This is a genomic window from Streptomyces bottropensis ATCC 25435 (assembly GCF_000383595.1).
Lineage (GTDB): Bacteria > Actinomycetota > Actinomycetes > Streptomycetales > Streptomycetaceae > Streptomyces > Streptomyces bottropensis.
On the sequence record NZ_KB911581.1, the window covers coordinates 6,100,775 to 6,113,951 of the forward strand.

Sequence of the window (13,177 nt, forward strand, 5' to 3'; positions counted from 1 at the left end):
CTGGTAGGTCTGGTGTCGGTGCGCGTCGCCGCGGTGGGGCGGGCGGACGGAGGTCTCGGGCCGGTCGGTGGTGCCGGGGCCGGGCGGGCCGTCCGCCGTCGACGAGAAGGTCCGTGCCGTTGATGTAACGCGCTTCGGGGCCGGCTGGGAATGCCGCGGAACCGGCCGTCTGCGCCGGTACGGCCCGTGCCGCCGGCCTCCGGTGACGGCGTCACGCCTTCGGTGGAGCCGCCGCGGCCGGACGCTCGTCGGGCAGCGCCGTGTGCCACGGCGCGCCGGAGGCGACGGCCTGCCGCCACCGCCGGATCGCCTTGGGCGGCATGCCGACCGCGAGGGCGCCGGTGACCCGGTCGCCGGTGCGGTAGACGACCACGAACCGCCGTTCGGCCAGATCCCCTTCCACGACCGCGACCTCGTCGTGGCCGCGCGGACGGCCGTAGGCCTGGACCTTCATGTCGTACTGGTCGGACCAGAAGTACGGCACCGGCGCGAACGGCCGGCGCTCCTCGGGCCGGAGCAGGTTGCGGGCGACCGCCATGCCCTGCTCGGCGGCGTTCGTACGGTGTTCGACGCGCATCGAGGTGCCGAACAGCGGGTTGTGCCAGCGGGCCACGTCACCGGCCGCGTACACGTTCGGCGCGGCCTCGCAGTACCGGTCGCACAGCACGCCGTCGCCGACGGCCAGGCCGCTGTCCGCGAGCCACTCGGTGTTCGGCAGCGAGCCGATCGCGACCAGCACCTCGTCGGCCTCGACCGTCGCGCCGTCCGCGAGCCGCACCCCGTCCTCGGTCACCTCGGTGACGGTGACCGAGGTGCGCAGGTCCACGCCGTGGTCGAGGTGGGCCCGGGACAGCACCGCGCCGACCTGCCCGCCGACCGCGTGCGCCAGCGGCACCGGCGCCGGTTCCAGCAGGGTGACCTTCGCGCCGAGCCGCCCGGCGACGGCGGCGGCCTCCGCGCCGAGGAACCCGGCGCCGACCACGACCAGCCGCGTCCCCGGTGTCAGTCGCTCCCGCAGGGCCAGCGCGTCGTCCAGGGTGCGCAGCACGTGCGCACCCGCACCGGGCAGCCGCCGCGGGCGTACGCCGGTGGCGATGACCAGAGCGTCGTACGGCACCGCGTCGCCGCCGGCGAGCCGTACCCGGCGCCGCTCCAGGTCGAGGCCTGTCGCGGCGGTCCCGAGGCGCAGGTCCAGGTCGAGCCCGTCGAGGTGGGCCGGGGTGCGCAGGGCCAGCCGGTCGGTGTCCCACTCCGCCGCGAGGAGCTGTTTGGACAACGGGGGCCGGTCGTAGGGGGCATGGGGTTCGTCGCCGACGAGGGTGAGCGTGCCGTCGTAGCCCTCGCGGCGCAGCGTCTCGGCCACCGCGAGCCCGGCGGCCGAGGCGCCGACGACCACCGTCCGCCTCACCGGTCCACCAGGCGGAGGGCGGCAGCGGGGCAGATGGCGACGGCCTCCCGCACGCCGTCCATGAGGTCGTCGCCGGGGTGCTCCACCAGCAGGATCGCGACACCGTCGTCCTCCCGCTGGTCGAACACCTCGGGGGAGGCCATCACGCACTGGCCGGAGGCCACGCACTTGGGCTCGTCGAGTTCCACACGCATGGGTCGCTCCTCTGGTTCCGGTGCTGGTGCGGGCATGGGGGGTGTCACCAGGCGACCGGCAGACACGTCACGCCGTACGTGGTGCCGGTGTGGTTGAAGGCCAGCCGCTCGATCGGGGCGGCCGGGCGGAGGGTGGGGATCCGGCGGTAGAGCGTGCCGTAGACGACCTGGAGTTCGAGGCGGGCCAGGTTCTGGCCGAGGCACTGGTGGGGGCCGTAGCCGAAGGCGTTGTGCTGACGGGCGGGGCGGGCGAGGTCGAGCAGTTCGGCCTCGGGGAAGGCGGCCGGGTCCCAGTTGGCGGTCTGGAGGTCGAAGAGGAGGCCGTCGCCCTTGCGGATGACCTGGCCGCCGATCTCGATGTCGTCCTTGGCGACCCGGCGCAGTCCCGAGTGGACGATGGACAGATAGCGCAGCAGCTCGTCGACGGCGCCCGCGACGACCTTCGGGTCCTCGGTGTCCCGCAGCACCGCCAGCTGGTCCGGGTGCTCGAACAGGGCGAGCGTGCCGAGGCTGATCATCGTGGCCGTGGTCTCGTGGCCGGCGATCAGCATGGCCACGCCCATGCTGACGGCCTCCTGATGGGTCATCTCCCCCGCCGTGACGCGGGCGCCCATCTCGGGCAGCACGTCGTCGCCCGGCTGTTCGAGCTTGGTGCGGAACAGGGCGTCCAGATAGCCGCCGAGGGCACGGCTGGACTCCTGGGCCTCCTCGGCGGTGAGGGAGTTGTCGAGGACGCGGTTGCTGTTCTCCTGGAAGAAGTGGTGGTCCTCGTACGGCACGCCGAGCAGTTCGGCGATGACCAGTGAGGGCACCGGCAGGGCCAGGGCGGTGAGCAGGTCGGCCGGGTTGGGGCCGGCGAGCATGGCGTCGATCAGGTCGTCGACGATCTTCTGCACGGCCGGGCGCATCGCCTCGACCCGCTTGACCAGGAAGGGCGCGTTGACCGAGCGGCGCAGTCGGGTGTGTTCCGGTGCGTCCGTGTTGGTGATCAGCTTCGGGGTGTGCGGGGCGATCGCCGCCCGGTGGGCGTTGACGTGGGGGAAGTCCGGCTCGTGGTCGTCGTTGCTGACACGCGGGTCCGTGAGCAGGGTTCGCTGGTCGGCGTGGCGGGTGATCAGCCACGGAGTGCTGCCGTTCCAGATCCGCACCCGGGTGATCGGCCGGTCGCCGCGCAGCCCGGCCGCTGCCGGGGGCGGTGCGAGGGGGCAGGCCGACGCCCTCGCCATCGGGTGGTCGGGGAGCTGCCCGTGCGGGCCGGACGCGGCGTCGGTCAGTGTGTCGGCCATGGACTCTCCTCGGTGGTGGGGGCTGGCGGTGGGGCGGAGCGCCGGGGATGCTTCGAGGCCTCGATGAGCACATGCAAACAGAGTGGTCTGACGACTCGCCGCCAGTTGCCTGACAGGAAGCTGACGTGACCCGGATCACATCGCGGCGCCGCGCCGGGGACCGTAAGGACCCGGGGTGTGACTCCAAGCAGCTTGTCCCGTAGCGCAGTTGACGTACACGCGGAGAGCGGGGCGCGTCTGCCCGGAACGCGGAAGGGCGACGCCGGAGAGGTCCGGCGCCGCCCTGGTGGCGATGGGGTGGGGTGTCGGGTCTACCGACGCGATGAGGGTGCGTTTGCTGCTCGGGATGCCCATGAAGGCTTCGTTCAGCGCTCCTGGCCATGCGCGTCGCCCAGCCAGTAACCGAAGCCCCGGCGGGTGTGGATCAGGGGCGGGGCCGTCCGGTCGACCTTGCGACGGAGGCGGGAGACGAGCTGCTCGATGGCGTTGTCGCCGCGGAAGTCGCCCCACACATAGCGGCCGATCTGCTCCTTCGACAGCACGGTGTGGGCGTTCACCAGGAGGTGGCGCAGCAGACGGTACTCCGCCGGGGTGAGGTTCAACGCCCGCCCCGCGCGCAGGGCCTGGCAGGCCGGATCGTTCAGGACCAGGTCGCCGTACGACAGTTCACCGTCCCGGCGGACGGGTTCGCGGCCACGCAACAGGACTTGGGCACGGGCCAGCACCTCGGCGATACGGAAGGGTTTGGTGACGTAGTCCTGTTCCCCCAGACCGACTTCGGGGAGAAGTCTGCCGAGGGAGTCGTACTGCGTCAGGAACAGCACGGGTGGGCGGTGGGCGACGGGGCGGCGTTCCCTGCCGAGGCCCTCCAGGTCCGGAAGCGCCAGGTCGAGCACGACGAGGTCGAAGCGCCCGCCGTTGAGCCGGTGCACGGCATCGGTGCCGGTGTCCGCCGTGTGGATCCGGTATCCCGCCAACTCCAGTGTCGTGGAGAGGAGTTCGGCCGCGTCCGGGTCGTGCGTGACGACGAGGACGTGCTGGCCTGCGCCTCGGGGGAGCGACGGTTTGTCACTGGGACTGCCGTGCATGGTTAAGACCATCCGTGTCGGGCTCTTTCGCGGGGAAGGGATGCTTCGGTAGGCGTACATCGGGAGGGGCGCTTCGAGAGCGGGCGCTTCGGGAGGGGCGATCGCCTGCTCGCCGTCCGCCTGCTCGCCTCTTCGCCGCCAGGGTGTCGCTGTGCGGGGGGAGCGCTGTTCGTCGTGACCGTTCGGGCGGAGCGTTGTCCGTCGTGGCTGTTCGTCGTGGCCGTTCGTGCGGTCCCCACGGCCACTTGGGCACGGAGGGCGAGGCAGGTCACCGTGACACGGCCCGGGAATCACCTGCGGCGGAGGCCGGTGATCCCGTGCCGGGGCCCTGGCCCGCGTCGACGGGGTGGGTCAGGAACGCGTCGACCAGGCGGTTGACGAGTGCGGCGAGTTGACGGATCCGGTCCGGGGGCCAGTCGGCGAGTGCCAGACACATGCCGATCGCGCCGGCCTCGCGAATCCGGTCGACGGCCTGCCGGCCGGTGGGGGTCAGGCGGACGCGCAGGGCGCGACGGTCGCCGGGGTCGGCCACACGGGTCAGGTGGCCGGACCTTTCCAACCGCTGTACCTGGCGGGTGACATGGGGGGCCTCGACGTCGAGGCGGTCCGCCGGCTCCCCCGGGCGCAGCGGTTCGAAGTCGGCCACCTGTCGCAGGAGGGAGACGGCGGCCCGGTCCAGCGGCACTCCGGCGAGGGCCATCAGTCGCTCGTGCCGGCGGGCCCTGGTGCTCAGATAGGTGATCCGGGTCAGAGCCCGTTCGATGTCGATCACTTCCGGGGAGGCGGAACCGGCCGTCGGCGGCGATGAGGACATGAACCTCACCCTACCCCTCTCGTTGCCTAACTCAAGCAATCCCACCAGGCTCGATCGTTGACTCAAGTAAGCCACATATGCTTGCCTAACTCAAGCAAGACGACGCCCGGGGCGGGCGTCGCTCGCAAGACGTCGCCCGAGGCTTCCCGGCCGTGGGCGACCTGGGGCCGGGCCCGTTCGAGCGGATCGGATCCGGCGCGCCGCACCCGTGGGGACGGGGCCGGGCGCCGTCCCCGGGGCCAGGTCGCCGATCACCACCCCCCGGAACGGCGCCGGGTCCGGGGACGCTCGCTCGCGCCTCCGCGTCCCGCACGTGCTCGGGGGACGCGATGCGCCCTCGGACCACTGATCGTGGGCCGTTCGCGGGGCGGACATCCCCCGCCCCGCAAGCGGCCCACCCGACGGAAGAGGAACAGTTCATGAGCGACAACGGGCTGGACGGCCGCAGTGTCGTCGTCACGGGCGCCGGTTCCGGCATCGGCCGGGCCGCGGCCCTGAAGTTCGCCGCGGCGGGCGCGAAGGTGCTGGTCGCCGACCTCGACGAGGCGGCCGCCGAGGAGACCGTCGCGACGATCGGGACGGCCGGCGGCACCGCCCTGCCGGTGGTCGGCGATCTCAGCGAGCAGGCGGTCGTGGACGAGGTCGTCACGCGGGCCGTCAAGGCCTTCGGCGGGCTGGACGTCCTGGTGAACAACGCCGGGATCATGGACCGGATGTCGGCCCTCGCGGACGTCACCGACGCCGAGTGGGAGCGGGTCGTCCGGGTCAACCTGACCGCGCCGTTCCTGCTCACCCGGGCCGCCCTGCCGCACATGCTGGAGGCGGGGCGCGGAGCGATCGTCTTCACCGCCTCCGAGGCCGGACTGCGCGGCGGCGCGGCCGGTGCCGCCTACACCGCGTCCAAGCACGGGATCGTCGGCCTGGTGAAGAGCCTGTCGGTGATGTACCGCAAGCAGGGCATCCGGGCCAACGCCATAGCGCCGGGCCCCACGATGACCAACATCCAGGTGGACGCCGACCAGCAGGCCCACGGCCCCTCCGTCATCGGCGGGCTGATCGGCGCGAACATCGGCCGGCTCGGCACGGCCGAGGAGCAGGCCGACGCGATCCTCTTCCTCGCCTCCGACGCGGCCGCTTTCGTCAACGGCGCGGTGCTGCCGGTGGACGACGCCTGGGCCGCCGTCTGACGAGCCACGCCCCGGCCGGGACCGTCGGCCGACGCCGGCAGGGTCGTCGTTCCCGGGGCCCTCCGGGGCCGGGCCCGGCCGGCGCCCCCTCTCCCCCGCCCGCCTCGGGGCCCGCTGCCTGTGGTTCAGGTACGCCGGCACGGCCAGCACCCTGCGATGACCGCGGTGTCGCCGGTCGGGAGGCCGAGCTTCAGGAAGACGTTGCCGATGTGCTTGCCGACCGCGCGTTCGGTGACGACCAGCGTCCTGGCGATGGTGGCGGTGTCGTGCCCCTCGGCCATCAGCGGCCGCACCTCCCGCTCGCGCGGGGTGAGCGAGTCCAGCGGCGAGTCCCGGCGGCGGGTCAGCAGTTCGGTCGCCACCTCGGGGTCGAGCGCGGCGCCGCCGGCCGCGACCCGGTCGAGGGCGTCCAGGAGCTCGTCCACCCGGCGGGCCTCCAGGGCGGCAGTCCCTCGTCACGGAAGCCGGGCGGCATCCGGACGCCCAGGACGGCGACGTCCGGGCGGTGTTCCAGCAGTGCGGGCAGGACCACGGGGCCGCTCCCCGCGACGGCCGAAGGCCATCGCGGCGGCGACGACCAGGTGGACCGTGGCCCGCGCGGCCTGCCGCACCGTCCTGCCCATGCCGGTCGGCGTGGGCGACGGGGTGGGGCGGGGCTGGGCAGGAGCGGCCCGAGCCGACCGCTCCCCGTGGTCGTCGCCCCCCTACGCCTTGCCCTCTCCCTCGCCCTCGCCGCTGTCGCCTGCACCCGCGCCCGCGCCCGCGCTCGCACCTGCACCCGCGTCTCCCGTGGGCAGGCTCACCGTGAACGTCGTCGTGCCCGGTTCGCCGGCCAGGGTGATGGTGCCGCCGTGGGCGCGGACCAGGGAGCTGGCCACGGCGAGGCCGAGGCCGCTGCCGCCCCGGTCACGGCTGCGGGCCTTGTCGACGCGGTAGAAACGGTCGAAGACCCGCTCCTGGTCGTCGGCCGGGATACCGGGACCGAAGTCGGTGACCCGCACCTCGGCGGTACCGGACCCGACGCGCACCTCCAGGCGGACCTCCGTGCCGCCCGGGGTGTGCACGGCGGCGTTGGTGAGCAGGTTGTCCAGGACCTGGCGCAGACGCAGGGGGTCCAGGCGCAGGCGTACGGGCCCGGAGCCGGTCGACACGGTCAGCGGGTGGCCGGGGTGGCCCGCGCGGAAGGCGTCCGCCGCCTGGAGCGCCAGCTGCACCAGGTCGGCCTCCTCCAGCCGCAGCGGGGTCTCCACGTCGGCGGCGTCGAGGCGGGCGAGCATCAGCAGGTCGTCCAGCAGATACCCCATGCGGGCGGCCTCGGCGCGCAGCCGGGCCAGGTGCTTGTCGCGTTCCTCGGGGCTGTGGGCGGCGGCGTACTGGAAGAGGTCGGCGTAGCCGCGTACCGACATCAGCGGGGTGCGCAGTTCGTGGGAGGCGTCGGCGACGAAGCGGCGCAGGCGCTGTTCGGCCTCGGTGCGGACGGCGAGCGCGTCGTCGATGTGCTCCAGCATGGTGTTGAAGGCGGTGCGCAGCTCCTCCACCTCGAAGCCGCCGTCGCGGTTGTCGTGGCGGACCGGCAGCCGCGCCGAGTCCGTCAGGTCGTGCGAGGTGATGCCGCGGGCGGTGTGCGCCATGTCGCTCAGCGGTTTCAGCCCGCGCCGCAGCATCGCCCGGCCGAACACCACCAGCGCCAGCAGGGCGAGGGCGAACGTGACGACCTGGACCGTGATCAACCGGGTCACGGTGTCGTCGATGTCCTCCATCGGCGCGGCGCTGACCAGAACCAGGCCGGGCTCGACCTCGCAGCCCCGCAGCCGGTACTGGCCCGCGCCCTTGAGGTACTCGGTGCGGGTGACCTCCGTGCCCTCGGCGGTCAGCGCCTTGGCCACGAGGGTGAACTCCTCGATGTCCTCGGGCACGTCGGCGGGGTCCTCGGGCGTGCGGAGCACCGGGGTGCCACCGGAGGTGTCGTACACCGCGTAGTACCAGCCCCAGTACTTCTTGCCCTTGAGCGTGCCGTCGGCCGCGATGCTCTTGGACTGGGCGACCTGCGCGATCCGCAGCTGTTCGGTGAGCTGGGCGGAGAGGTAGTCGCGCATGTACATGGTCAGCGCGTTGCCGACGACGGCGAACACGACGAGCGCCAGGGCGCCCAGGCCGAGGGCCAGCCGGGTGCCGAGGCGCGTGGAGCGGTAGCTCTGCCGAAGCCGGGCGATCACTCCGTGGCCTGACGCAGTACGTAGCCGAAGCCCCGGACGGTGTGGATGAGGGGTTCGCCGGTGTCGTCGAGCTTGCGGCGCAGCCGGCTGACGACCAGCTCCACCACGTTGGAGCGGCCGCCGAAGCCGTACTCCCAGACGTGGTCGAGGATCTGTGCCTTGGTGAGGACGGTCGGGGACTTGCGCATGAGGTAGCGCAGGACCTCGTACTCGGTGGGGGTGAGCGTGAGCAGCTTGTCGCCGCGCCGGACCTCGCGCGTGTCCTCGTCCATCGACAGGTCCGCGACGTGGAGCACGGACCGCTGGAAGGCGGGCCCGGCGCTGCGGCGCAGCACGGTGCGCAGCCGGGCCATGAGTTCCTCGACGGCGAAGGGCTTGACCAGGTAGTCGTCGCCGCCCCGGGTGAGGCCGGCGACGCGGTCGGCGACGCCGTCGCGGGCGGTCAGGAACACCACGGGGACCATCGTGCCGGACTGGCGCAGCCGGTCGAGCACGCCGAAGCCGTCCACGCCCGGCAGCATCAGGTCCAGGACCACGATGTCGGGACGGAACGCGGCTGCCTGCCGGAGCGCCTCCTCACCGGAGTGTGCCGTGACCGCGTCCCAGCCCTCGTAGCGGGCGACGGTCGCCACCAGGTCAGCGATCGGCGGGTCGTCGTCCACCACGAGAAGTCGCACTTTTTCCACGCCCTCATACTGCGGCACCGATCGCTTGACGCCATAGCCGCTCACGGTTTGGAAGCCGATCGATAAAAACTTGAAAGTTGTCCGACAGGAAAACGACAGCGCGGACCGGCGAAGCTCGTATCCCCACCTGATCAAGGAGCTGTCCCCGTGACCACTGTCCAGCAACCCCCCGCGGCGGTCGGCCGCTCGGGAGCACGCCCCAAAGTGGTCGCCCGCACCGGTCTGTACTCGGTGCTGGCGGCGAACGCGGCCCTGGTGACCTTCTTCTTCGTCCAGGGGGGCTTCGCCTCGAACGCCCTCATCGTGCTGGGTCGCCTCACCGGTCTGTACGGCGCGCTGCTGATGGCCTTCCAGCTGCTGCTGGTGGCCCGGCTGCCGTGGTTCGACCGGCGCATCGGCATGGACCGGCTGACCTCCTGGCACCGCTGGACCGGGTTCTCGGTGCTCTGGCTGCTGATCGCCCACGGCACGTTCATCAGCTTCGGGTACGCCCAGTCCTCGGACATGGACCCGGTCAGCCAGCTGGTCGACCTCGCCGAGACCGTCGAGGGCGTACTGCGCGCGATCGTCGCGCTCGGCATCATCATGGTGATCGGTGTCGTCTCGGCCCGCTTCGCCCGCCGCAGGCTGGCCTACGAGACCTGGCACTTCATCCACCTCTACACCTACGTCGCGGTGGTCCTGGCCTTCACGCACCAGGTCACGGCGGGTACGTCCTTCGCCTCGTCGAAGACCGCGACGGCCTACTGGTACGTGCTGTGGGGCGTGGCCCTGGCCTCGGTGTTCCTGGGCCGGCTGGTGCTGCCGCTGTGGCGCAACTGGCGTCACCAGCTCCGGGTCACCGCCGTCGTCCCGGAGGCGGACAACGTCGTGTCGATCTACATGAGCGGCCGAGACCTGGACCGGATGCCCGCGCGGGCCGGCCAGTTCTTCCTGTGGCGCTTCCTGACCCGGGACCGCTGGTGGCAGGCCAACCCCTTCTCGCTGTCGGCCGCGCCCGACGGCAAGCAGCTGCGGCTGACCGCGAAGGCGGCCGGCGAGGGCTCCGCGGCCCTGCGCCACGTGAAGGTCGGCACCCGTGTCTTCGCCGAGGGCCCGTACGGCGCCTTCACCGCGATGCACCGCACCCGGCCGGAGTCCGTCCTCATCGCCGGCGGCGTCGGTGTCACCCCGATCCGGGCCCTGCTGGAGGAGATCGAGGGCCACGCCGTGGTCATCTACCGGGTGGGCGCGAAGCAGGACGCGGTCCTCTACGGCGAGCTCCAGCGGCTCGCGTTCGACAAGGGCGCCGAACTGCACCTGCTCTCCGGGCCGGTCAGCCCCGACCTGCTGGCGCCGGGCGAGCTGCGGCGCATGGTGCCGGACATCACCGACCGGGACGTGTTCCTGTGCGGGCCCCCGCCGATGATGAACGCGGTCCTGGGCAGCCTGCGCGAACTGGACGTACCCAAGCCGCAGATCCACTTCGAACGCTTCAGCCTGGCCGGCTGAGGGACAGGAACGCACTGTGAAACGAGTCATACCCGCCCTGGTCCTGAGCGCCGCCGCGCTGGTGCCCCTCTGGCGTTACTCCCCCTCGACCGCGACGACCACGACGGTGACCGCCGAGCCCGCCCCGTCCGCGTCCGCCGCGGCGGGCTCCACCGTGGTCAAGGGCCCGACCGTGGACACGGAGAAGGGTCCCGTGCAGGTCCAGGCGACCTTCCGGGGCGAGAAGATCACGGCCGTGAGCATGCTCCAGCAGCCGGACCACCCGCAGACGGAAGCGGCGGTCCCGGTGCTGATCGAGGAGACGCTGGCGGCACAGAGCGCCGACATCGACACCGTCTCCGGCGCCACCATCACCAGCGACGCCTACCGGGAGTCCCTCCAGGCGACGATCGACGAGAACGGGAAGTCGGCGTCCTCGGCCGACTCCGGCTCCGACTCCGGCTCCGATTCCGCGGCGGGGTCCGCTTCGGAGGACTCGGAGGCGTCCGGGGAGACCACGAGCCGGACCGTCGCCGGACCGACCGTCGGGACCTCCAAGGGTGACGTCCAGGTCCAGGTGACCTTCGAGGGCGACGCGATCGCCTCGGTGGAGATGCTGAAGCAGCCGAACCACCCGCAGACCGAGGCGGCCGTCCCGGTACTGATCAAGGAGACGCTGGCGGCACAGAACGCCGACATCGACACCGTCTCCGGCGCCACCATCACCAGCGACGGCTACCGGGAATCCCTCCAGGCCGCCCTCGACGCGAAGGCCTGATCCGGTGCGCCGCGTCGAACACATCATGGGGTTCCCGATCTCGCTGCTCGTCGAGGACGGCGAGCACGAGGCCGGGAGCGGCGGAGCGGACACGGGCGGGAACGTCGGCCGCGAGGGGCCGATGACCGCCGAGTCCGTGGAGCCGGCGTTCGCCTGGCTGCGCGAGGTCGACGCCCGGTTCAGCCCGTTCCGCGAGGACAGCGAGGTCTCGCGGCTGGACCGGGGCGAACTGGCGCCGGACGAGGTCAGCCGGGACCTGGCCGAGGTGCTGGCCCTCTGTGAGGAGTACCGGGTGGCGACCGGCGGCGCGTTCGACGTACGGCTGCCGGGGCGCGGGCTCGACCCCTGCGCGATGGTGAAGGGGTGGGCCGTGCAGCGGGCGGCGGAACTGCTGACCGGCCTGGGCGCGCGGCGCCTCTGCCTCAACGCCGGTGGCGACGTGGCGGCGACCGGAGGTCCGTGGAGGGTGGGCGTACGCCACCCCGAGCGGGCCGACCGCCTCTGCGCGGTCCTGTCCGTCACCGACGGCGCGGTCGCCACCTCCGCCCGCTACGAGCGCGGCGACCACATCCTCGACGGCCGCACCGGCCGCCCCGCGACGGGCCTGCTGAGCCTCACGGTCGTGGCCCCGTCCCTCACCGAGGCCGACGCGACCGCGACGGCTGCCTTCGCGATGGGCAAGGAGGGCATCGAGTGGGCCGCGTCGCGGAAGGGCTGCGAGGTGTTCGCGGTCGATGCGGAGCAACGGGTCTTTCGCACACCGGGGTTGCCGGTGGCGGCGTGAGGGGCCGTAGGGGGCGCACGTGCCGCGGGTGATCGTTCCGCCGCGCCCGGCGTGCGGGGAAGCGTGCGAAGCCCCACCGGACCCGCACCCGACGAACGCACGCCGCCGCACCACCCCACCCCGCCGCTCCCGAAATCCCGTTGCGGCCCATGCCCCCGCCCCCCGACAGTGACCTCATGACGACGACGCACCCCACCCCCCTGCCGCCCGGCCTGACCGTGCGCCCGGCGACGCTCGACGACGCGGAGGCGGTGTGCGCGCTGCTCAACGAGATCGACGTGCTGGAGATCGGCCGCGCCGAGACCGAACTCGGCGAGGTACGGGCCGACCTGAAGCATCCCGAGGCGGACCTGACGCGTGACTCCTGGCTGCTGTTCGACGGCGACCGACTGGTGGCGTACGGGCTGCAGTGGGACGAGTCCGGCGGCGAGCGCATCGACATGGACCACTACACGCTGCCGGACCAACCGCTCGGCGCGCTGCACCTGTTCGACCTGATGGAGGCCCGCGCGGCGGAGCGCGCGGCGGCCAACGGCGCGGACCGGGCCGTCGTGCACATGCACCTCAACATCGCGCCCACGATGGACCTGGACGCCCTGCGCGAGCGCGGCTGGCGCGCGGTCCGCCGCTACAACGTCATGGCCCGCCCGCTGTCCCCCGCCGAGCCGCCGGCGACACCCCCGCCCGGCGTCACCCTGCGCGCCTGTGCCACCGAGCCGGACCGCAGGAAGGCCCACGAGCTGCTGCAGGCGTCCTTCGCCGACCACTTCGACTTCCAGCCGCGTACGTACGAACAGTGGCTGGACGACATCGACGCCGAGCACGTCGACTGGTCCCTCATCTGGATCGCTCACGTCGACGGTCTCGGTGACGTGGCGGCCGTGCGGTGCCGCAACGACCGTTCCGCCATGGCCTGGATCACCAGTCTCGGCGTCCTGCGCGAGGCCCGGGGCCGCGGGCTCGGCAGTCTGCTGCTCGGCCACGCCTTCGGTCGCTTCGCGGCACTGGGCCGCGACCGTATCGGTCTGGGCGTCGACACCGACAACAGCACCGGTGCCCTCGCCCTCTACGAACGGCACGGCATGAAGCTGGACTTCGCGGTCGACACCTGGGAACTGATACGTCCCGTCAGGTAGGCGCGGTACCCACAGCCCCCGTTCTCCCTGGAGAGCGGGGGCTTTCTGTTCGGCCTGTCGGACGTTGTTCGAAACCTCTTGACGCCCCACCACACTCCGATTGACACTCTCGCAACACGACGTCACATGG

The 13,177-nt window shown here is 72.5% G+C and carries 12 protein-coding genes and 1 pseudogene; 5 read left to right on the forward strand and 8 right to left on the reverse strand.

Annotated elements, in window-relative coordinates; translation table 11 throughout:
* Positions 1-211 precede the first annotated feature (211 nt).
* The 5 genes from STRBO_RS0127260 to STRBO_RS0127280 all read right to left on the reverse strand — a co-directional run bounded on the left by STRBO_RS0127260 (position 212) and on the right by STRBO_RS0127280 (position 4,790).
* Positions 212-1,408: an NAD(P)/FAD-dependent oxidoreductase gene (locus STRBO_RS0127260; RefSeq protein ID WP_209442954.1), complete on the reverse strand. Its 1,197-nt coding sequence runs from the start codon at positions 1,406-1,408 to the stop codon at positions 212-214.
* Positions 1,405-1,602: a ferredoxin gene (locus tag STRBO_RS0127265; RefSeq protein WP_020115154.1), complete on the reverse strand. Its 198-nt coding sequence runs from the start codon at positions 1,600-1,602 to the stop codon at positions 1,405-1,407. The genes STRBO_RS0127260 and STRBO_RS0127265 overlap by 4 nt, the downstream gene beginning before the upstream one ends.
* 44 nt (positions 1,603-1,646) lie before the next feature.
* The gene (locus tag STRBO_RS0127270; RefSeq protein WP_005484326.1) at positions 1,647-2,888 is read right to left on the reverse strand and encodes a cytochrome P450; all 1,242 of its coding nucleotides are present in this window, start codon (positions 2,886-2,888) and stop codon (positions 1,647-1,649) included.
* A 365-nt stretch (positions 2,889-3,253) separates the two neighbouring features.
* Positions 3,254-3,976, reverse strand: coding sequence for a response regulator transcription factor (locus STRBO_RS0127275; protein WP_005484328.1), 723 nt, complete (start codon positions 3,974-3,976; stop codon positions 3,254-3,256).
* Positions 3,977-4,244: 268 nt separating this feature from the next.
* Entirely contained in the window at positions 4,245-4,790 is a 546-nt protein-coding gene (locus tag STRBO_RS0127280) for a MarR family winged helix-turn-helix transcriptional regulator (protein WP_005484330.1), read from the reverse strand.
* Positions 4,791-5,209: 419 nt separating this feature from the next.
* Between STRBO_RS0127280 and STRBO_RS0127285 the strand changes: the two genes are divergently transcribed.
* Positions 5,210-5,977 carry an SDR family NAD(P)-dependent oxidoreductase gene (locus STRBO_RS0127285; protein ID WP_020115155.1) on the forward strand — a complete coding sequence of 256 codons (768 nt, stop codon included), beginning with the start codon at positions 5,210-5,212 and terminating at the stop codon, positions 5,975-5,977.
* A 120-nt stretch (positions 5,978-6,097) separates the two neighbouring features.
* Here STRBO_RS0127285 and STRBO_RS42285 read toward each other — a convergent pair.
* The 3 genes and pseudogenes from STRBO_RS42285 to STRBO_RS0127300 all read right to left on the reverse strand — a co-directional run.
* Positions 6,098-6,530, reverse strand: a pseudogene (locus STRBO_RS42285) (response regulator transcription factor); the annotation flags it as partial.
* Between the two features lie 151 nt (positions 6,531-6,681).
* Positions 6,682-8,193 carry a sensor histidine kinase gene (locus tag STRBO_RS0127295; RefSeq protein WP_005484337.1) on the reverse strand — a complete coding sequence of 504 codons (1,512 nt, stop codon included), beginning with the start codon at positions 8,191-8,193 and terminating at the stop codon, positions 6,682-6,684.
* Positions 8,190-8,879 (reverse strand): response regulator transcription factor, encoded by a 690-nt coding sequence (locus tag STRBO_RS0127300; RefSeq protein WP_005484338.1) that lies wholly within the window; start codon positions 8,877-8,879, stop codon positions 8,190-8,192. The genes STRBO_RS0127295 and STRBO_RS0127300 overlap by 4 nt, the downstream gene beginning before the upstream one ends.
* Positions 8,880-9,026: 147 nt before the next feature.
* On the opposite strand from STRBO_RS0127300, the gene STRBO_RS0127305 reads away from it, so the two are divergent.
* The 4 genes from STRBO_RS0127305 (at position 9,027) to STRBO_RS0127320 (ending at position 13,047) form a co-directional block, all read left to right on the forward strand.
* Positions 9,027-10,370, forward strand: a complete 1,344-nt coding sequence (locus tag STRBO_RS0127305; RefSeq protein ID WP_209442956.1) for a ferredoxin reductase family protein — start codon at positions 9,027-9,029, stop codon at positions 10,368-10,370.
* 16 nt (positions 10,371-10,386) lie between these two features.
* A complete protein-coding gene (locus STRBO_RS0127310) occupies positions 10,387-11,127 on the forward strand; it encodes an FMN-binding protein (RefSeq protein ID WP_005484342.1) in 741 nt (246 codons plus the stop codon).
* Between the two features lie 4 nt (positions 11,128-11,131).
* Complete coding sequence (locus STRBO_RS0127315) at positions 11,132-11,911, forward strand: FAD:protein FMN transferase (protein ID WP_005484344.1); 780 nt, start codon at positions 11,132-11,134, stop codon at positions 11,909-11,911.
* A 176-nt stretch (positions 11,912-12,087) separates the two neighbouring features.
* Entirely contained in the window at positions 12,088-13,047 is a 960-nt protein-coding gene (locus tag STRBO_RS0127320; protein WP_020115157.1) for a GNAT family N-acetyltransferase, read from the forward strand.
* The last annotated feature ends 130 nt before the right edge of the window (positions 13,048-13,177 follow it).

What these genes read in the sequence shown, in the direction of transcription:
- STRBO_RS0127265 (WP_020115154.1), bottom strand. Translation starts at nt 1,602, where the DNA reads ATGCGTGTGGAACTCGACGAGCCCAAGTGCGTGGCCTCCGGCCAGTGC.
- STRBO_RS0127270 (WP_005484326.1), bottom strand. Translation starts at nt 2,888, where the DNA reads ATGGCCGACACACTGACCGACGCCGCGTCCGGCCCGCACGGGCAGCTC.
- STRBO_RS0127275 (WP_005484328.1), bottom strand. Translation starts at nt 3,976, where the DNA reads ATGCACGGCAGTCCCAGTGACAAACCGTCGCTCCCCCGAGGCGCAGGC.
- STRBO_RS0127280 (WP_005484330.1), bottom strand. Translation starts at nt 4,790, where the DNA reads ATGTCCTCATCGCCGCCGACGGCCGGTTCCGCCTCCCCGGAAGTGATC.
- STRBO_RS0127285 (WP_020115155.1), top strand. Translation starts at nt 5,210, where the DNA reads ATGAGCGACAACGGGCTGGACGGCCGCAGTGTCGTCGTCACGGGCGCC.
- STRBO_RS0127320 (WP_020115157.1), top strand. Translation starts at nt 12,088, where the DNA reads ATGACGACGACGCACCCCACCCCCCTGCCGCCCGGCCTGACCGTGCGC.